The following is a 17,707-nucleotide window of genomic DNA, read 5'->3' on the forward strand; positions in this document are numbered from 1 at the left end:
CGCTGAGCTTGTCCCGGAGAAAATCTTCGGGGAGCTGTCGATCTGACCGTGTCCCGTTCGTCGTCATGGTGTACGGCGACCCGCCGCTCGAGGAAACCACAGGACCTGACAGGAGTCGGACCATGAAGTACATGCTGCTGATCAACGCTGGTGCGATCGACGACAACGGCGGAGCCGCCGAGTGCACGTTCGAGGACTGGATGAGCTACGACAAGGAGGTGAAGGACGCCGGGATCTGGGTGTCCGGGGAGTCACTGGCGGATCTCGTCACCGCCACGACGGTGCGCGTCGACCAGGACGGCAAGCGGACGATCACCGACGGGCCGTTCGCCGAGACGCGCGAGGTCCTCGGCGGCTTCTATGTCATCGACGTACCGGACCTGGACGTCGCGCTCGACTGGGCCGCCCGCTGTCCTGGCGCGCGCGGCAGCGGGTCGGTCGTGGTGCGTCCGATCGCCGAATTCGGGGCCTGACGTGAAGGACGAGGGAGCCACAGGACCCGAGACGCCCATGGAGCCCCCCGGCCAGTGGCCCGGCCAGTCGGCGGTGGAATCGGTGTTCCGCGAGGAACGCGGCCGGCTGCTGGCCTCCCTCGTCCGCCGTTTCGGCGATCTCGACCTGGCCGAGGAGGTCACCTCCGAGGCCGTGGAGGCGGCTCTGGTGCACTGGCCCGCCGAAGGCGTCCCGGCCAGGCCCGGCGCCTGGCTGCTGACCACGGCGCGGCGCAAGGCCGTCGATCGTCTGAGACGGGACCAGGCATACGCCGCCCGCCTCGCCATCTTGCAGGCGGAGGCGGACCGCGCCGACCCCGCCCCGCCCGCGGACGCCGGCGGCGACCTGCCCGACGAGCGGCTGCAGCTGTTTTTCACCTGCGCCCACCCCGCTCTTGCCGCGGAGGATCGCACGGCGCTGACCCTGCGCTGTCTGGCCGGTCTGACGACGCCCGAGGTCGCCCGGGCCTTGCTGGTCCCCACCGCGACGATGGCCCAGCGGATCGTGCGGGCGAAGAAGAAGATTCGCGAGGCGCGCATCCCGTTCCGCGTACCCGGCGCCGACGAGCTGCCGGGACGCCTGCCCGGGGTACTCCAGGTCATCTACTCGGTCTTCACCGAGGGCTACGCGGCCAGCTCCGGCCCGCAGCTGCAACGGCTCGACCTCGCCGAGGAGGCCATCCGGATGGCGCGGATCCTGCACCGGCTGCTGCCCGCCGAGCGGGAGGTTGCCGGCCTGCTCGCGCTGATGCTGCTGATCCACGCGCGGCGCGACGCCCGGACCGGTCCGAACGGCGAGCTGGTGCTGCTCGATGACCAGGACCGCGGACGCTGGGACCGCCCGATGATCGAGGAGGGCCGTGGCCTGGTGGTCTGCGCGCTGACGGGCGGGCCGCCCGGCCCGTACGGGGTGCAGGCCGCCATCGCCGCCCTGCACGACGAGGCCGCCGACCTCGCGACCACCGACTGGCCACAGATCGTAGCGCTCTATGACGTGCTGCTCGCGCTCACGCCGTCCCCCGTCGTCGAGCTGAACCGGGCGGTGGCGGTGGCGATGCGCGACGGCCCGGAGGCGGGCCTGGCGCTGCTCGACGAGCTGGTCGACGAGCCGCGGCTGCGCGGTCACCACCCCTACCCTGCCGCCCGGGGAGACCTGCTGCACCGGCTCGGCCGATTGCCCGAGGCCGCGTCGGCCTACCGGGAAGCACTCGACCTGGCCGGTACCGAACCCGAACGGGCCCACCTGCGAAACAAGCTGACCCAGATCGAACCGCCCGACCCGGCCGACAAGACCAGCACATGACGGCGGAACCCCAAACCCCCCTCCCACCCGAGGAGAGCTGAGAGGCACCCGTCTGCCGTACCGATGCCGCGTGCTGTGCTCGTCCACACAGTCGTCTGTCACGCAGGGCTATATCCGCTGGTAGCAAACGTGTCTCTGGTTGTCAGCCGGCCTTTTGTGCACTGTTGGTGACGACAGTTACGGATCGGTAGCGGGCTGGCTGCGATGGCGCGGGGTGTGTGGGGAGGCAGGTTCGTTGCTTGGTAGCAGCGGTCGCTTCCCACGGGTCGGTACCCGTGCTCGCGAGGTGGAGCCGGCCGCGCCGATCCTCTCTGCAGTGGAGACTCGAATGACGAAGAAAACTGCCTGTGCGCTTGCTGCACTGGCTGCTCTGGCGCCTGCGGTGGCGCTCGCCCCGGCGGCGGTGGCCGATGACTCCTCCGGCTACGACAAGGCCATCACGCTGCACGCGACGCTGAACCCGTTCAAGGTCAACAAGGTGACCGGATCGGGCACCGCCATGGTGCACCTGGAGGGCACCAAGGCCCACGTGACGGTCAAGCACAGCGGCCTGCTGGCCGGCGCCCCGCACGCCCAGCACTTCCACATCAACGCCAAGGGCGTGTGCCCGCCCGAGTCGGTCGCCAAGAAGCGCAACGGCAATCTGTCCCTCAACACCACTGACGGCGCCCCCTTCTACGGCGGCATCGGCACCTCGCTGACCACCACCGGCGACACCAGCCCCGACTCCGGGCTGGCCATCGACCGCTTCCCCGTCGGCGACAACGTCCACTACGAGCGCTCCATCACCCTCAGCGACGAGGCCGCCAAGAGCCTGCGCGAGGGCACCGGTGTCGTCGTCGTCCACGGCATCGACTACAACGGCAACGGCAATTACGACAACGTCCTCGGCCCGAGCGACCTCGACCCGTCGCTGCCGTCGGAGGCCACCAACCCGGCCCTGTGCGGGGCGCTGAAGATGGCCGCCAAGGGCGCCGTGGCCGGCGGCCAGGGCGGAACCCAGACCGGCGTGAACACCGCCGCCGCCGCGGGCGGCGCCGCTCTGCTTGTCGGGGCCGTGGCCGCGTACGGTCTGCGCCGCCGCAGCACCAGCCAGGGCTGACCCGGCTGGTATGGCGTTTCACTGCTTCAGGGGCCGTCGCGGTGCCTACACCGCGACGGCCACCGCATGCGCCACCGCGGGGCTGGGCCTGCTGGCCGCCGCGTTCCTGCCCCACCAGCAGCCGCCGCCCGCCCCGCCTCCGTCAGCCCACGTCCAGGCCCAGCCGCCCACAGCCCCGACCGGCCCCGGCCGCGACACTCCCGTGCTGCCCGCCTCCGAGCCGGTCCGGATCACAGCCGGGCGCATCGGCCTGGCAGCGCCCCTGGAGGCGGTCGACACCGCCAAGGACGGCTCCGATTCACCGTCACCGCCATGCACGTCTACGCCAAGGGTTCCGTGCCTTCCGGGACGGTCTACGGCCCCACCGCCCACCCGCAGTTGACGCTCATCACCTGCGCCGACTGGGATGTGACAGCGAAAAAATACCGAGCCAACCTGGTCATCACCGCCCACCCCGCGACGAAAAACGATGCCTCACAGACTCCTACCCGACCCCGGCCCCGGAGCCGAGAGACGGCCTGAAGGCCAGCGCTGGACGCATGAAGGTGACGTGCCGTGACCACGCTCGGGGACAAGAAGCTGTCGGCCTCAGGCCGCCCGCTCCGGAACGATCGACTTCCCTGTGCCCCCAAGGGCTCTTGGTCCAACTGGGACCGGCAAGTGGCGGTGACCTGCTCGTTCTGGCGGATGAGTAGGGCAATCGCCCGAGCTTGAGATTTAACCTCGCCGTGGCTCGTGAGAGAGGCCGGAGCCCGACTCGCGCGTGAGCCGGGCGAGGTAAGCGTCCAGGGTTTGAACACGTCCCGGGAGGGCTTCCTGGAGGTTCCACCAGCGGATGGCCGCGATCTCCTCGGTGGCCTGGAAGCCCTGAATCTCGGTGGTACGGCCTGCGAACAACGCCGCGTACTCAGCTCGCTGGTCGGGCGCGAGTACAAAGCCCGCGTAGCCGATGAACCGTAACGGTCCGTCGGGTACCTGACCGCTCTCCTCCAGCAACTCGCGCGCGGCTGCCTGACGAGGGGATTCACCTTCCTCTATGCGGCCACCAGGCAGCTCCCAGACCTGCCGGAATCGATCGAAGACCATGAGGACACGGTCAGCGTGCCAGACGGCGACCAACGCCGCCGGCAGCGGCGCGTCAAGCGGTGGCGCGCCCTCGATCCCGGGTGCGAAGGAGACCAAGTCATTGCCGCGACCGTCGACTGCGAGGGGTGGGTCTTTGGATTGGGGCACCTCGCTATGATTCCCAGTGCATCGCCGGGAAAGTCCGATCCGATCGTGACGGATGAACAGCCGCATCGCTGGCGGGGGAGTTTCGGAAACACCGCCACTGCGGGAAGTCCCACCGCCGGTGCGAAGAAACCTCCGTGCGCGACTGGCTGAGCCCGCCGGCACAACTCGTGGCCTGCTTTGACCCACCTCGTGCTCCCGTGGTGACAAGGGGAAATACCGAGTGGGCGGATGCCGGGCACAGAAGTGGCTTCGGCAGTGGAAACGCAAGCGCCAGCGGAAGGGCCTCACCAAGGCTTGACCAGCAGCCGAAACGCCGGGCGCAGCCGCGCCGGACGGCCAAGTCGTGAGGGGTCAGGCTCCAGGATCGCGGCCGCGCGGAGCGGCGCGAAGAGAGGGGTCGGTCGAGGGCTGGCACGGTGTCCTCCGGCCTGCTGGCCGGGTCGGCAGTCGTCCGGCCCGGTGCGCGGATGCGCGCACGGGCCCGAACCACCATGAGGAAGGACCGCTTGTCCGCGAACTGACGACCAGACCCGGCAGCTGTCCGTCTTTCGCCTCGAACAGCCCTTGCAGTATGGGTTTGTTCGTGACCGACGCCACAACATCCGGCTGGAGATCAGTTGCCCGCCTTCCGTCCCACCCCGCTGCGGGTAACCGTCCAGCCAACGGTTCAGCCGCCTCTCGGTGCAACCCTCTTCGAGGTGAGCGCGGCGTTCGTAGAGGGCGCGGACGAGGCGGGCGCCGTTCTGGACGCAGCGCACGGTGCCCTCCAACGGTATTGGACAGCCGGCCTTCGGCCTCGCGCAGACGACGTCGGCGAGTGCCAGGGCCCACTGTCCTTGGGCATGGGCCGGATAGCAGAGGGAGGCAAGAGGTCCCGCGCGAACCCGGCCGCACCTTGAGAAGGGGTGCCGGTGCGCGTACCAACGCGGTTCGGCGCACCGGTTGCACAAAGTGCTTGGCATGCGCACCGGTTGCGGTGGACACCGCGGTGCGCACCACAATGGCGTCCATCGTCATCCGGTGCGCACCATAGGAGTGGCGGGCATCGCTCGGCCGGTCAGGCGGTCAGGCGGTCAAGCGGTCAAGCGGTCAAGCCGAGGGTGGTCAGGCGGTCGGGGTCGGTGAGGATGTCGAGTCCGGTGATGCGGCCGTCGCGGATGGTGAACGACATGACGGACAGCGGTCGTCGGTCCTCGGCGAACGAGACGACGCCGGGTGCGCCGTTGACCAGTACCAGATGTGCGTTCGCCGCGAAGCGGGCGAAGGTGATGGCCTGGGAGGCCACGTCGGCCGCGCCGCGCCGCAGGATGCTCGGGACGAGCGTGCCGCCGTCGGAGCGCGCGACGACGTCGGGGTGGAGGACGGCCAGGAGTGCTTCGAAGTCGCCGCCGCGGGAGGCGGTCAGGAAGGCGTTGACGACGTCGCGTTTGCGGGCGTTGTCCGTGTCGGCCGCCGGGGTGGCGCCCTGGACACGGCGGCGGGCGCGGCTGGCGAGCTGCCGGGTGGAGACCGTGGTGCGGCCGAGGATGGGGGCGATGTCGTCGAAGGGCACGTCGAACATGTCATGGAGGACGAAGGCGAGTCGCTCGTCCGGGGAGAGAGCCTCCAGAACGATCATGAGGGCGATGCCCACCTCGTCCGCGATCAGGACCTCCCGCTCGGGATCGACGCGGGCCGGCGCGGTGACCACCGGGTCCGGCAGACGGACCAGCCCGTCCTGCTCGGGCAGCGGATCCTCACGCCGCGAGGCACGCGATCGCAGCATGTCCAGGCATACCCGGCCGACGACCGTGGTGAGCCAGGCCCCCAGGTTCCTCACCTCGCTCACATCGGTGCGGCTGAGCTTGAGCCATGCCTCCTGGACGGCGTCCTCCGCCTCGGCGAGCGAACCCAGCATCCGGTAGGCCACCGCCCGCAGCCCCGGCCGTTCCACCTCGAAACAGTCGGTCGGAGAAAAACTTTCGCTCACCTGTCACACCCCCGCCTTCGGATCCGTCGGTCCAGTGACAGACGCTAACGGATCACCAGGAGAGCATCAGATGAACGCCGCAACCGCGATCACCGCCCGGATGAAGAACCCCGCCCTGGTCCTGCCGGACGCCATGAAGGGCATCCAGAACATCTACAAGGCCATGTACCAAGGTGGCGTCTCCCCGCAGATCCTGGAACTGGTCCATCTGCGGGCCAGCCAGATCAACGGCTGCAGCGCCTGCGTGTTCGCCGGCGTGGCGGGCGCGAAGAAGCACGGCGAGAGCGAAGAACGCCTCCACGCCGTAGCCGCCTGGCGCGAGACCCCGTTCTTCACCGACGAGGAGCGCACCGCCCTGGCGCTGACCGAGGCCGCCACCCGGATCGCCGACCGTTCCGGCAAGGCCGTTCCCGACGAGGTGTGGAACGAGGCCGCGGACCACTTCAACGAGGAGCAGCTCTCCGCGATCATCCTGATGATCGGCCTGACCAACTTCTTCAACCGCATCAACACCACCATCGAGGAGCCTGCCGGCACCACCTGGTGACCGGCGCTGCTGTCGTGCCGTCAGGGGGCGAAGTACATGCCCGCCCGCGGCGACGGTGCCGGTGGCCGCAGAACTCCGTCACCGGCACCACCTCGAGCTCACGGGCGAGACCTGCGCTGCCCGAACTCGTGAACAGTTCGACTTGGCTTCGTTCACTACAAGCGGCAGCGTTTGTCTACCGGTTCAAGCGTCAGCCGGCGATCGACGGTGACCAGAATGTTCATGAAAAATGACGTCACCGCATGGGCCGCCCGCCCTCTGCGACAGCTCCTCCAAGCCTCCTTGATGACCAAGCAGGAGGAAACTCGGTTGCGATGAGTTCGCCTGCCCCGGAGAGTCTCACCACTGTTGTCACCCCCGTCACAGGAGGAACGCGTGGCCCAGCTATTGAGAGTTCAGAACTTCAACGTCTCGAGTGACGGCATCGGTACCCCCCGGGGCCGGTGCGCCCGGGCCAGCTGAGCCGAGGCCTGGACGACTACCTCACGCGGGACTACGCACGCAACATCGGCGCCGAGATCATGGGCCGCAACAAGTTCGGGCCCCAGCGCGGGGCCTGGCAGGGCCATGAGTGGCAGGGCTGGTGGGGTGACGAGCCCCCGTTCCACACCCCGGTGTTCGTCATGACCCACCACAAGCGTCCTTCGTTCGCGCTTTCCGACACCACGTTCCACTTCGTCGACGGCAACCCGGCCACGGTCCTCGAACAGGCCCGGGAGGCGGCCCAGGGCAAGGACGTCCGACTCGGCGGCGGGACCACCACCATCCGGCAGTTTCTCGACGCAAGCCTCGTCGACACCCTGCACGTGGCGGTCTCGCCGGTAAAGCTCGGGACCGGAGTACGACTTTGGCAGTCCCCCGATGAGCTGCAAAGTGACCGGTCCTCAGGGTCTTGCGGGGCTCCGGCCAGACCAGTCCACGCCTTCTTGACCGTTCGCCACTACACGTTGTACTTGCGCTCAAGCCCGCGCATCTTCATACCGGTACGGTGATCACGTCGGATCGCCGCGTACGGCTTGCCCCTGGACATCTGCGAGATGACCAGGACCTTTCACCAGGAGCACCCCGATGCTGCCCTGGCAGGTACCGCAGTGCTGTCAGAACTCGCTCCAGCTGCTGTTACCGGCGAAGGTCAGGCTGAGCGTCAGCGCACGGGCCGCCTGACCTCGGCGACGCAGCAGGTGCCCGAGCCGGACCATCATGTCGAGGAGGGCGGCACGGACGCTGGCGCCGTCCAGGGTGTGCTGGGGAAAGGCGTGGCAGACGGTCGCGGCGGCGGGCAGCGCTTGGGGGATGCCGGGGCTCAGGTCGATACCCCGGGCCCGGTCGGCGGCCATGCGGCCGACGCAGCCGCCCAGAAGACGCTGGACGGTGACGCGCGGAACGACGGCAAGCAGGCCCACTCAGCGGATGCCGTAGTCGCGCAGCACGGAGGCCTGGCGCACTCCGATGCCGTGCAGGGCCTCGACCGGCAGCCCGGCCAACCATGCGGTGGCTTGGTCGGGGTCGACGGCCAGGACGCCGCCGGGCTCGCCGATCTGGGAGGAGGCGGTGGCCGCGACGGTGACCGAGGGTCCGATGCCGACACGCACGTCGATATCCAGGCGGGACAGCGTCCGCACGCGCAGGATGTCGCCCAGGTGGCGGGGGCCGGTGCCGTGGTAGCGCAAGGCCCCCTTCAGCCCACCAGGGCTGCGGCGGGCGGCAGCGCCTGCACAACTGGGGAGAGCTCCGCCAGCAGTTCCAGCACCTGCCGGTAGGTCTCCTCGGGCAGGCGGTCCTGGCAGCGCACATGCATCACCGCCGACCTCTGGCGTGCCGGTACGTCCGCAGTCATGACACCCGCCTCCTACCTCCCACGTTATAGAACATATAATCGAACATGCGAGAACGGGAACGGTGGATCATGGTGCGACCGGCCAGCTGTGACTGGGTGCTGCAGGTGACCCAACCGGCCAAGTGTGCGCTCATCGACCACCCGACAGACGCAGCTTCCGGCGTGCCGAGCGGTACCTGGGCCGGGTTCCGCTGCCGATCTTCGCCCGGCCTACGACCCTCCCACGGGTACCGGCTGGTGTCCCGGTAGCGTCCGTTCCATGATCACCCTCGATGCGCTCGTCCACCTCTGCACGCCGCCGGCCAATCCGCCGCCCGCGGTGGACTGGGCGCAAGCCGAGCGCACCCTCGGTCTGGCTCTGCCCGCCGACTACAAGCAGCTCGTCGAGACATACGGCGACGGCATCTTCGACGAGACGATCTGGCTGCTCGTCCCCGATTCCGCCTACGACGACTGTGACCTGCACGCGCAGACGACGGAACGGCGCGAGATCCTGGCCGCCCTGTGGGAGTTCGAGGACAAACCCGCTGGCCTGCAGGAGGAGGGGGCGAGGATCCTGCCGTGGGCATTCGAGGAGGGCACGGGAGCGTTCCTGTACTGGCTCGCGCGGCCCGGTCAGCACCCCGACGACTGGACCGTGCTCTACAACGAGGGGCGCGGCCCCCTTTGGGAGCACCACGACATGGGGTGCGTCGCCTTCCTACTGGCGGTGCTCACCGGAACGGCGGAAACGGAGTACTTCGGCTACCTCTACGACGTGCTGAAGCCGACGGATCACCGCTTCGCAACGGCCGACCAGACCCTTGGAATAACCGGGCAGTGACCCCGTCGGCCGCTCCCGACGACCTGGCTCGCTGCTGACGCACCTCACTGAGCGCTTCACTTGGCCCCTGGTCGGTCTGACACCACGGAAGCTGGAGGACCCCGAGCAAAATTGCGGGTGGCGCAGATTCATACCTGGTGCGGGCAGCTCCCTATTTGACGCACTCAGACGCAAACCGGTAGTAGCGGGTCCCGGCAGGCGTAGCAGGGTCCGCCGTATAAAACGCAACGGGCTCACCAGCCGCGTCAACGACTTTGAGCCCTTGCGGGATGACCTGCCCGCCGCTGATGACGAGCGTCGGTGTGCCGTCCACGTAGCGCAGGCTCAACACCCCCACCTCCTCGGGTTTGACCTCGTCGGCCGAGATCAGCGTCAGGCCCGTGTCGTCTGCCTGCGCCCCACCGGTCTCATCGACCGGGCCCAGCCTGATGCGCGTTCCCTCGGTCGCCTCGCCCTGCGGTGTCTTGTCGGTCATGTCTAGCCCCTCGCTGGTGCGTTAGCTCCTGCCCGTCAGGCAACACCCATCCGGTCCCGTGCGATCCCTTGGCATGCGCCGTGTCACCCCAAAGGGTCAAGCATCTTCCAGCCCGCAGCGAGCGGCTCGTGAGCGCACAGGTCAGCGAGAGGGTTTTCGTCCTGCGGCCGTGGATCACTGTGGATCAGGGCGTCGTGCGAGGAAGACGAACTCTCTGCCCGGCCGGTCAGGTGCATCGCGCACGTCTTGCACCACGTAGCCGTGGGCGACCAGGTCCGTCTCGATCTCTTCCCGCTCCCGGAAGCGCAGGGTCGAGTCCGAGGTCAGTACCTGTCCGTCCGCGGCGAAGATGTAGGTCGAGCGGAAGGTCACCAGGGGCCAGCTCACCTCGATCAGTTGAACCCAGGTCTCGACGGAGCCGACGCCCGGGATCTCCGTCACGCGGTAGGAGTTCTCGCGGGTCCACTCTTCCCAGGCGCGTCTGGCCGGATCGCGGGTCTCGAAGACCAGGTGCCCGCCGGGCCGTAGTGCCTCGTAGGCTCCCCGCAATGTCTTGTGCCAGGTGTCGGGACCTGTGATGGCCTGGGCGACGTTCGCTGTCATCGTCGCGAGGTCGACCTGCAGCGGCGGGAGGGCTGTGGCGTCACCGCAGATCCAGCGCACTCGTTCGCTGCCCGATTTGGCTCGGGCGACGTCGATGGATGCCTGGGCGGGGTCGATGCCGACAACGTCCATCCCGCGGTCGGCCAGGAGAAGTGCGAATACCCCTGTGCCGCAGCCGATGTCGAGAACTTGATTCGCGCCGAACTCTTCCGCCATCCGGAGATAGGCATCGAGATCGCTGCGGTCGGGGTCGAGCGGATCGTAGATCGCGGCAAGTCGCGGATGTCCGAAGCAGTCGTCAGCCATGCAGGCGAACGTATACAGAGCCAGCCCTCAAGAGCGACTGCGTTTCGCCTGCCCTGATCGCCAGCACCCGCTACCGATCAAACTCCGGTGGCACAAACTTGCTGATGATCAACCTACGATGACAAAGATCGAATATCGATGGCACCGAACAATCGAACACGCGAGGGTGCGGACGGTGGATCATGGGCATGGAATCAAAAATTTGTTCGCTGACCTGCTGCCTGACCTGGACCGCCTGAAGATGCTGCGAGTCTGGCACGCCCTGTGGGTGGACCGCATCGACGCCAAGATCGCAACCCTCAGGCAGCGGGAGGCCGAGAGGAACACGGCAGGCAAAGCCGCCCGGCACCGCCCAACTGGATCGTCGAACTCGGCATCGGCTCCAGCCAGCCACCCATCGAGGTCCACGCCGGCGACTGCCACATGGCAGGAAAGCGGCGGCGAGCCGTCAGCCGTGACGAAACCCGCCGGCTCCTCGCGACAGGATTGCGGGCAGGCACCCACTGCCAGCCCGACAACCAGCTGGGCATCCTCAACATAGCCGCGGCAGCGGCCTGAGGCAGGTCACCGCTGCACAGCCGGTGAACGCCCCCGAACCCCGTCCGCACCCGCTGCGTCACCGCCGCGCTCCCCTCCCCCACCGCACACCTCGGCGAAAGCGTCTGGATGAACTCGGGGCCAGGGGTGAGGTCGAGTGGACGTCGGCGATCATCGACGCAGCGTCCGTCCGGGCGAAAGGGGGGGCACCCTGACCGGGCCGAATCCGATCAATCGCGGCAAGAAGGGCAGCAAACTGCATGTCCTGTCCGACGCTCAGGGTCTTCCCCCTGGCCGTCGCGGTGTCCGGGGCGAACCTGCACGACAGCCAGGCGTTCACGCCACTGATCCCGGCGATACCAGACATCCGCTCCCGGCGTGGACCGCGCCGACGGCGAGCGGTCAAGATCCGCGCTGACAAGGCGTACTTCTCCGCCGACCACCTGGCCTGGCTCCGCGACTGCGGCTTGATCCCGCGAATCGCACGCCCGGGAATCGAGTCCGGCGAACGGCTTGGCCGCCACCGCTGAAGATCGAGCGGTCGATCTCACGGCTCTTCGGATACCGCCGACTCACCGTCCGGTACGAGCGAAAGGGCACTTACTTCCTTGCGTTCCTCGGTCTCGCCGCCGCGCTGACCTGCTATAAGAAGCTCGCCGAACGACGGTCGGGCAGCCGCGGACAGCTGCGACCACCGACTGCCCGGCCGTGACGTTCGAGCCCGTAGGGGGCCTGATCCTGCGACGATGGCCCACTGGGTTTCAGGGCTTGGTCACCGGCGCCTGGAGTTCGGTCACCCAGTCGTCGCGGCTGTCCGGGCACTCCAGGGTGATCTCCCGGGGGTATCCGACTGACCGATACCCGTTTTCCTCGATCCAGAAGGCCAGTGTCTGGGCCGTGGGCAGCACGGTGTCCATCGAGCCGCGGTGCACGATGGACGCCGCCTGGTCGACGGGCGGCAGGTCGAGCACCCGGAAGGCGCCGTCCTGGAGCGGGGCCGCGACCTGGACGGCGGCGTGGATGCTGATGCTGCCACCGCCCTCCGGGACGTCCTCGTAGTAGGCGATACCGGGCCCGGCCGGCGTCACCCCGGCCGCGTCCAGGCGCCGGAACAGCTCGTCGTAGAGCGGCCCGATGACCGGGCTGATGTCCTCGGGGTCGAAGCTCGCGGCGGTCGCGGTCAGCTCCGCCACCCGGACCGCCGGGATGCTCTTGAAGACGACGTCGTTCGTGGGCATGTGCCCCTCACTCTCGATCGACCGGAGCCTCGCCTCGACCTGGACCAGTCGCGCCGCGGCGGCGGCCATGGCGACCTCCAACTCGGCCCGCCGCAGCCGCAGCATGGCGCGCAGTTCTTCGGTGGTGACCTTCTCGTCCAGGATCTGCTGGACCTGGTGGAGGGTCAGGCCGAGGTCTTTCAGCGCGATGACGCGGTTGAGGCGGGCCAACTGGGCAGCCGAGTAGTACCGGTAGCCGGTGGCGGGGTCGACATGGGCCGGGCGTAGCAGTCCAGTGGCGTCGTAGTGACGCAGCATACGAACCGATACGCGGCCGTGCCGGGCGAAGTCTCCGATGGTGAACATGATGTCTCCGACTTCAGCGCCTGACACGGTGTGAGGGTCAACAAGCCACTTCCCGCCCGAGCTGCGACAGCCCCGCTGACGGTAACCCAAGGGCCAACCATGTGAAGTGCCGGTCACGGAGAGCCACGACGTGAGACACCCTCTTATAGCGGCTAGCGAAATGAGGTGAGGCGGGACTGTCGGCCGTGTCTGGACGGCGAGTTGAGCGTTGTCCGGAGTGTGGGGGCATCATCGTGGATCGTGTCGGATGAGTTGTGGAGCGGAACGAGCCGCTGCTGCCGAAGCGACAGCGTCGGTTCCGGTATCCGGGCCGCAAGCCGTTGCCGGACCGGCAGGTGCTGTGCGGGATCTTGTACGTGCTGCACACGGACATCCAGTGGGAGTACCTGCCTCAGGAGCTGGGGTTCGGTTCGGGCATGACGTGCTGGCGTCGGCTGCGGGACTGGAACGAAGCCGGGGTCTGGCAAAGACTCCACGAGGTTCTTCTCGCCGAACTGAACGCGGAGCGTAAGCTGGACTGGTCCCGCTGTGTAGTGGATTCCTCGCACGTCAGGGCGCTAAAAGGGGGAGCCACACGGGCCCGCACGCAAGGTCCGATGACCCAGGACAAAAGTGTCTCGCGCGCCATACATTCCGGCACTCTTGCGGGCTGTGCCTGACTCCGCCAGGTCCTGGCGCCGCAACCGGGCCCGCCAGGCCCGCTCGTGCGCGGCCGGCCCTCCCCGGTACCACGGCCACGCACGGGCGTGCGGTCCACCGGGCGACGATCACGCCGACAGCCGCAGCCATCACCGTGACCGAGCCGAACGCAGCGCCAAGGGGCGCGCCACGTCACCTGGCGGTGCACGACGTAGGCAGCGCCGCACGCACCCAGAAGCCTGCCCCCTCCGCCACCAGCCCGAGCCCAACCCGACTCCCCCACCCCCGCATTGGTGACCTCGACCGCCCCACGGCGATGGCCATCACCGGCGTAGCAGCACACCGACCATGGCCAGCCCCGCAACCCCCGTTACACCGGCTCCGCCCCGGCCATCCCCGGGATGCGGCCAGGGCATCAAGAGCCGGCCCCGCACGGGCGGAAAGGGACGAGTCGCAACGCCCCCGGCCCCGCGCTGGCCGACGGCCCACGGCGGTCTGTTCCGTCGGTGGCAGCGGACAACGCTGCGCGCTCTTCCCGATGTTCAGCGACAAGCGCAGACTGTGTGGTGTGGCGACTTACAACAGCATCGGTGCGGCCTACGCCGGCACCCGGCGACCAGACCCCCGAATCGCCGCCAGGATCCATCAAGCCCTCGGTGGTGCCACCACAGTGATCAACGTAGGAGCCGGCACCGGATCCTACGAACCGTCACACACGGTGCTGGCTGTTGAACCCAGCTCGGTGATGATCGCCCAGCGCCCCGCCGGATCCGCACCGGCCGTGGAAGCATCCGCAGAGTCAGTCCCCGTGGCCGACGACTCAGCCGATGCGGCGATGGCCCTGCTGACCGTGCACCACTGGAGCAACCTGGAAGCCGGCATCAGTGAACTGCGCCGCATCGCCCGGCAGCGGATCGTCATCCTCACCTTCGACCCCGACATCAACCACAGCTTCTGGCTGTTGCAGGAGTACCTGCCCGAAGCAGCTGCTTTCGACCGCACACGAGCCGTCGCGGTCGCCCGCCTGGCCACGCTGCTCGGAGGCGCCCGCATCGAAACCGTCCCCATCCCCCACGACTGCACCGACGGATTCCTCGCCGCCTTCTGGCGCCGGCCCCAGGCATACCTCGACCCGCACGTACGGGCCGGTATCTCGCTGTTCGCCCAGACCAGCAACGAAGTTCTCCAGCCTGGCCTGGCTCGGCTGGAGGACGACCTGTCCCGCGGCCGGTGGCACCAACGCCATGCCGACCTCCTCGACCGCGAAGCCCTCGATGCCGGCTACCGGCTCCTCGTGGCGGACCTGTAGAACCAAGCGAGCCGTCCGCCTGCACACAAAAGCCAGCCTTGAGGGGGCTTGGCCACGGCGGTACGCCTCAAATGATCAGCTCGCGGCGACGCCCTACCCCCGAGCCACGAGCCAGCCAGATCCGCGGACCAGGCTGGGCTTGCAGGCAGTGGTCACGATCCAGCCACGCCCGCGCCCTCCCCCTTGGCGCCCAACCGTTCACGACGGGCGACCTCCCGCCGCCGTAGAGCACCAGGTCGACGGCGTGCAGTATCGCTCTCACCGTCCGCCCGCTCAGCCGCACCGGCACCGGCTGACGCGCTCGTCCAGGTCCCCGATGACGAGCCGCGCGCTTCGGTGAGGACCGTTGCGGTCAACGGGGTCACCTGACTGGTACGCAGACTCAGGGCGCCGCCCGGCTCCCTTGCGTCAGGTCAGCGGCGACCGGCTCAGCGAAGCACTCTGGGTGAGGGCCGTGGCGCCGAGCTTGGCTCGCCTGCGGTGGACGGCGCGGCGACGAGGACGGGCGTCTTCGCGTTGACGCTGCTGCCTGCGCAGTCGGCGGCCTTCTCGGTCGGGGCGTTCATCTCGGACCGTCCGTAGGCCTCCAGCCGCCCGCTCATCTTCTGGGTGAGTGCCACGGACCGTATCGGCTCCAAGCTCGCTGGTATCCCCGGTAGGGACGGGATCCACCGCGGTCTTCGGAGCCGCTGGGCCTGGTGTGACGTGGGGTCCGGGGCAAGGGTGCGGACGTGCGGCGGGAACCGCGTGCAGGCGTACTTGCCGCAGAGCGCTTGAGGCCGGGTGCTTCCTGGTGTGTGGGCTGCCGTGTCAGGAGCGGGGGCCCTGGGATAGGGGAACAGGAAGCCGGGCGCCGAGGCGTCGGCTTGGGGAGCCGGGGGCTGAGTCAAGGCCCCGGAGCGTGCGGCTCGGGGGCTCAGGGGAGCAGGGAGCTGGGAAGCCGGGAGCTGGCCCGTACACTCTCGCCGCTCGACGGCCGGTGGCCTACGGGCGGCAGCAGCCGTGGGCGCCCGTGATCGCGGGGGAAGGATCGGGTAGGCCGTATCACCCGCTCGCCTGCGTTTGCGTCTCGTCCGGCGGGCTACTTACCTGCATATGGAAAGATCTACCGCTTCGCCGCGCGGCGCAGCGAGCAGCGACTTTGACCTGTCTGCCATCCCTGGCGCGGAGGCGTGGGGACGGCCGGGCCTTCGGCGATCGGGGCAGCCGGCCCCAGCTGCGCAGCTCGGGCGCCGCCTTGAGCGCCCCTGCGGTGAGGTTGGGGCGCTTGGGCGAGAGGCGGCCTGAGCACATGGACACCTCCCAATCCTCGGCATCCGCGCAGCGTGGGCCGCACCCCGGCGACCGGACGCCGAAGCAGAGCCCGCTCGATTCCGCTCTGTCCACGCGGCTGCTCTATTTCTTCATCCTCGGTGACGTTTTGGGCGCCGGCGTGTATGTCCTGGTGGGGCAGATCGTCGCCGCGTCCGGCGGAGCGGTCTGGGTGCCGTTGAGCGTGGCACTGTGCCTGGCGATGCTGACCGCAGGGAGCTACGCCGAGCTGGCGACGAAGTACCCGCGCGCCGGTGGGGCCTCCCACTACACGACACGGGCCTACGGGCCGTTCGCCGGGTTCCTGGCGGGCTACTGCATGCTGGCGGCCGGCATCGTCTCCGTCGCCGCGCTGGCCCGCGGCTTCGCCGGTGACTATCTGACCGCGTTCGTGTCGCTGCCCGTGGCGGCGGTCGTCGTGGTCTTCCTTGCGGCGCTCGCCCTGCTCAACGCACGCGGCATCAAGGAGTCGACCCGCGCCAACGTGGTCGCGACGGTCATCGAGGTCGGCGGCCTGCTGATCGTGGTCGTGCTCGGGGCGTGGATCGTGCTGCGCGGTGACGGACACCTCGATGCGCTGACCGACCTCGGTACCCCGCACAAGGGCGCGGCCGCCGCCGTGCTCAGCGGCGCCGTGCTCGCGTACTACTCCTTCGTCGGTTTCGAGACATCCGTCAACGTGGCGGAGGAGACGCGCGATCCGGTGCGGTCCTATCCCCGGGCGCTGTTCGGCGCTCTGGGCACCGCCGGGCTCATCTACGTGCTCGTCGGGCTCGCGGCGACCGCCGCCGTCCCCGCCACAATCCTGGCCGAGTCCAGTGGTCCGTTGCTGGAGGTCGTCACAGCGGCGGGAGGGGTACCGGAGCGGCTCTTCAGTGCGATCGCCCTGGTCGCCGTGGCCAACGGAGCCCTGCTGACCGGCATCATGTCCTCCCGGCTGGCGTTCGGCATGGCCCGCGACGGGCTGCTGCCCCGCCGGCTTGCGACCGTGCTGCCGCAGCGCCGCACCCCCTGGGTCGCGATCGCCGTCACCACGGCGCTGTCGCTGCTCCTGGCCCTCACCGGCGATGTCGCCACCCTGGCCTCGACCCTGGTGCTTCTCCTCCTCGTGGTCTTCTTCATGGTCAACACCGCGGCTCTGGTACTGCGCAAGGACACCGTCGACCACACATACTTCCGGATTCCCACCGTGGTTCCCGTCCTGGGCGCGGCATCTTGCATCCTCCTCGCCACCCGCGTCGAAGGCGAGGTATGGAAACGCGGACTCCTCGTCCTGGCGGTAGGTGTCATCCCCGCCCTCATCGCCGCCCGCCGCCATCGACGCGAGGACCAGACCGGTACCGGGCCGCACTGAACAAGCCGTGACCGAGCAAGCCGGGACTGAGCGGGCCGACCGGAGAGGGCCGGACTGAGCGGATTCACCGGAGCGCGACGCTGTGTACCCGCGACGCCAATAACGCCCGCAGGCTTCCCGGTCTGCGGGCGCACCGCCTGCTCCAGGGGCTCCTTCGGGCGGCAGAGCCCGCAAAGAAGCACCTGAAGGCCGCTTCCTAATGCTGTTGTCAAGCTGCCGTAGTCGCTGGGGGTGTCACTTCGTAACACCGTCGGTCACGGATCAGAGCCCACAGGACGTTGACGC

18 protein-coding genes and 2 pseudogenes are annotated in these 17,707 nt (G+C 68.8%); 11 read left to right on the plus strand and 9 right to left on the minus strand.

The window, feature by feature from the left end; translation table 11 throughout:
- Nucleotides 1-122: 122 nt before the first annotated feature.
- The 3 genes from ACFYW5_RS35015 (at nt 123) to ACFYW5_RS35025 (ending at nt 2,896) form a co-directional block, all read left to right on the plus strand.
- The gene (locus ACFYW5_RS35015; protein ID WP_389421184.1) at nt 123-473 is read left to right on the plus strand and encodes a YciI family protein; all 351 of its coding nucleotides are present in this window, start codon (nt 123-125) and stop codon (nt 471-473) included.
- A 37-nt stretch (nt 474-510) separates the two neighbouring features.
- Nucleotides 511-1,794: an RNA polymerase sigma factor gene (locus ACFYW5_RS35020; RefSeq protein ID WP_389421185.1), complete on the plus strand. Its 1,284-nt coding sequence runs from the start codon at nt 511-513 to the stop codon at nt 1,792-1,794.
- Between the two features lie 328 nt (nt 1,795-2,122).
- Entirely contained in the window at nt 2,123-2,896 is a 774-nt protein-coding gene (locus ACFYW5_RS35025) for a hypothetical protein (RefSeq protein ID WP_389421186.1), read from the plus strand.
- 717 nt (nt 2,897-3,613) lie between these two features.
- Here ACFYW5_RS35025 and ACFYW5_RS35030 read toward each other — a convergent pair.
- Nucleotides 3,614-4,195: an NUDIX hydrolase gene (locus ACFYW5_RS35030; RefSeq protein ID WP_389421187.1), complete on the minus strand. Its 582-nt coding sequence runs from the start codon at nt 4,193-4,195 to the stop codon at nt 3,614-3,616.
- Nucleotides 4,196-5,210: 1,015 nt separating this feature from the next.
- On the minus strand, nt 5,211-6,098 hold the full coding sequence (locus ACFYW5_RS35035; RefSeq protein WP_389421188.1) for a sigma-70 family RNA polymerase sigma factor: 888 nt from the start codon (nt 6,096-6,098) through the stop codon (nt 5,211-5,213).
- 70 nt (nt 6,099-6,168) lie between these two features.
- Here ACFYW5_RS35035 and ACFYW5_RS35040 point away from each other — a divergent pair, with 70 nt between their 5' ends.
- On the plus strand, nt 6,169-6,645 hold the full coding sequence (locus tag ACFYW5_RS35040; protein ID WP_389421189.1) for a carboxymuconolactone decarboxylase family protein: 477 nt from the start codon (nt 6,169-6,171) through the stop codon (nt 6,643-6,645).
- Between the two features lie 375 nt (nt 6,646-7,020).
- A pseudogene (locus ACFYW5_RS35045) lies at nt 7,021-7,637 on the plus strand (dihydrofolate reductase family protein).
- Nucleotides 7,638-7,742: 105 nt separating this feature from the next.
- Here the strand turns inward: ACFYW5_RS35045 and ACFYW5_RS35050 are convergent.
- From ACFYW5_RS35050 to ACFYW5_RS35060, 3 genes are read right to left on the minus strand one after another with little or no spacing between them, the layout of a single operon-like run.
- Nucleotides 7,743-8,048 carry a hypothetical protein gene (locus tag ACFYW5_RS35050; RefSeq protein ID WP_389421190.1) on the minus strand — a complete coding sequence of 102 codons (306 nt, stop codon included), beginning with the start codon at nt 8,046-8,048 and terminating at the stop codon, nt 7,743-7,745.
- On the minus strand, nt 8,049-8,315 hold the full coding sequence (locus tag ACFYW5_RS35055) for a hypothetical protein (RefSeq protein ID WP_389421191.1): 267 nt from the start codon (nt 8,313-8,315) through the stop codon (nt 8,049-8,051). It abuts the gene before it with no gap.
- A gap of 8 nt (nt 8,316-8,323) precedes the next feature.
- On the minus strand, nt 8,324-8,482 hold the full coding sequence (locus tag ACFYW5_RS35060) for a hypothetical protein (RefSeq protein WP_389421192.1): 159 nt from the start codon (nt 8,480-8,482) through the stop codon (nt 8,324-8,326).
- Nucleotides 8,483-8,741: 259 nt separating this feature from the next.
- Here ACFYW5_RS35060 and ACFYW5_RS35065 point away from each other — a divergent pair, with 259 nt between their 5' ends.
- A complete protein-coding gene (locus ACFYW5_RS35065; protein WP_389421193.1) occupies nt 8,742-9,305 on the plus strand; it encodes an SMI1/KNR4 family protein in 564 nt (187 codons plus the stop codon).
- Between the two features lie 151 nt (nt 9,306-9,456).
- On the opposite strand, the gene ACFYW5_RS35070 is transcribed toward ACFYW5_RS35065, so the two are convergent.
- Nucleotides 9,457-9,780: a hypothetical protein gene (locus tag ACFYW5_RS35070; RefSeq protein WP_389421194.1), complete on the minus strand. Its 324-nt coding sequence runs from the start codon at nt 9,778-9,780 to the stop codon at nt 9,457-9,459.
- A gap of 174 nt (nt 9,781-9,954) precedes the next feature.
- Nucleotides 9,955-10,689 (minus strand): class I SAM-dependent methyltransferase, encoded by a 735-nt coding sequence (locus ACFYW5_RS35075; RefSeq protein WP_389421195.1) that lies wholly within the window; start codon nt 10,687-10,689, stop codon nt 9,955-9,957.
- Between the two features lie 264 nt (nt 10,690-10,953).
- On the opposite strand from ACFYW5_RS35075, the gene ACFYW5_RS35080 reads away from it, so the two are divergent.
- Both ACFYW5_RS35080 and ACFYW5_RS35085 read left to right on the plus strand, forming a co-directional pair.
- Nucleotides 10,954-11,247 (plus strand): DUF6233 domain-containing protein, encoded by a 294-nt coding sequence (locus ACFYW5_RS35080; RefSeq protein WP_389421196.1) that lies wholly within the window; start codon nt 10,954-10,956, stop codon nt 11,245-11,247.
- A gap of 239 nt (nt 11,248-11,486) precedes the next feature.
- Complete coding sequence (locus ACFYW5_RS35085; protein WP_389421197.1) at nt 11,487-11,756, plus strand: transposase; 270 nt, start codon at nt 11,487-11,489, stop codon at nt 11,754-11,756.
- Between the two features lie 231 nt (nt 11,757-11,987).
- On the opposite strand, the gene ACFYW5_RS35090 is transcribed toward ACFYW5_RS35085, so the two are convergent.
- Nucleotides 11,988-12,809, minus strand: a complete 822-nt coding sequence (locus ACFYW5_RS35090) for a MerR family transcriptional regulator (protein ID WP_389421198.1) — start codon at nt 12,807-12,809, stop codon at nt 11,988-11,990.
- Nucleotides 12,810-13,063: 254 nt separating this feature from the next.
- Here ACFYW5_RS35090 and ACFYW5_RS35095 point away from each other — a divergent pair.
- Together ACFYW5_RS35095 and ACFYW5_RS35100 are read left to right on the plus strand one after the other, a co-directional pair.
- Nucleotides 13,064-13,378 (plus strand): annotated as a pseudogene (locus ACFYW5_RS35095) (transposase); the annotation flags it as partial.
- 608 nt (nt 13,379-13,986) lie between these two features.
- Nucleotides 13,987-14,757, plus strand: coding sequence for a class I SAM-dependent methyltransferase (locus ACFYW5_RS35100; protein ID WP_389421199.1), 771 nt, complete (start codon nt 13,987-13,989; stop codon nt 14,755-14,757).
- 428 nt (nt 14,758-15,185) lie between these two features.
- On the opposite strand, the gene ACFYW5_RS35105 is transcribed toward ACFYW5_RS35100, so the two are convergent.
- Nucleotides 15,186-15,377, minus strand: a complete 192-nt coding sequence (locus ACFYW5_RS35105) for a hypothetical protein (RefSeq protein ID WP_389421200.1) — start codon at nt 15,375-15,377, stop codon at nt 15,186-15,188.
- A gap of 671 nt (nt 15,378-16,048) precedes the next feature.
- On the opposite strand from ACFYW5_RS35105, the gene ACFYW5_RS35110 reads away from it, so the two are divergent.
- Entirely contained in the window at nt 16,049-17,422 is a 1,374-nt protein-coding gene (locus ACFYW5_RS35110; RefSeq protein ID WP_389421201.1) for an APC family permease, read from the plus strand.
- Nucleotides 17,423-17,707 lie beyond the last annotated feature (285 nt).

Origin of the sequence: Streptomyces sp. NPDC002779 (genome assembly GCF_042888685.1) — a bacterium.
In the GTDB taxonomy this organism is placed as follows: Bacteria; Actinomycetota; Actinomycetes; order Streptomycetales; family Streptomycetaceae; genus Streptomyces.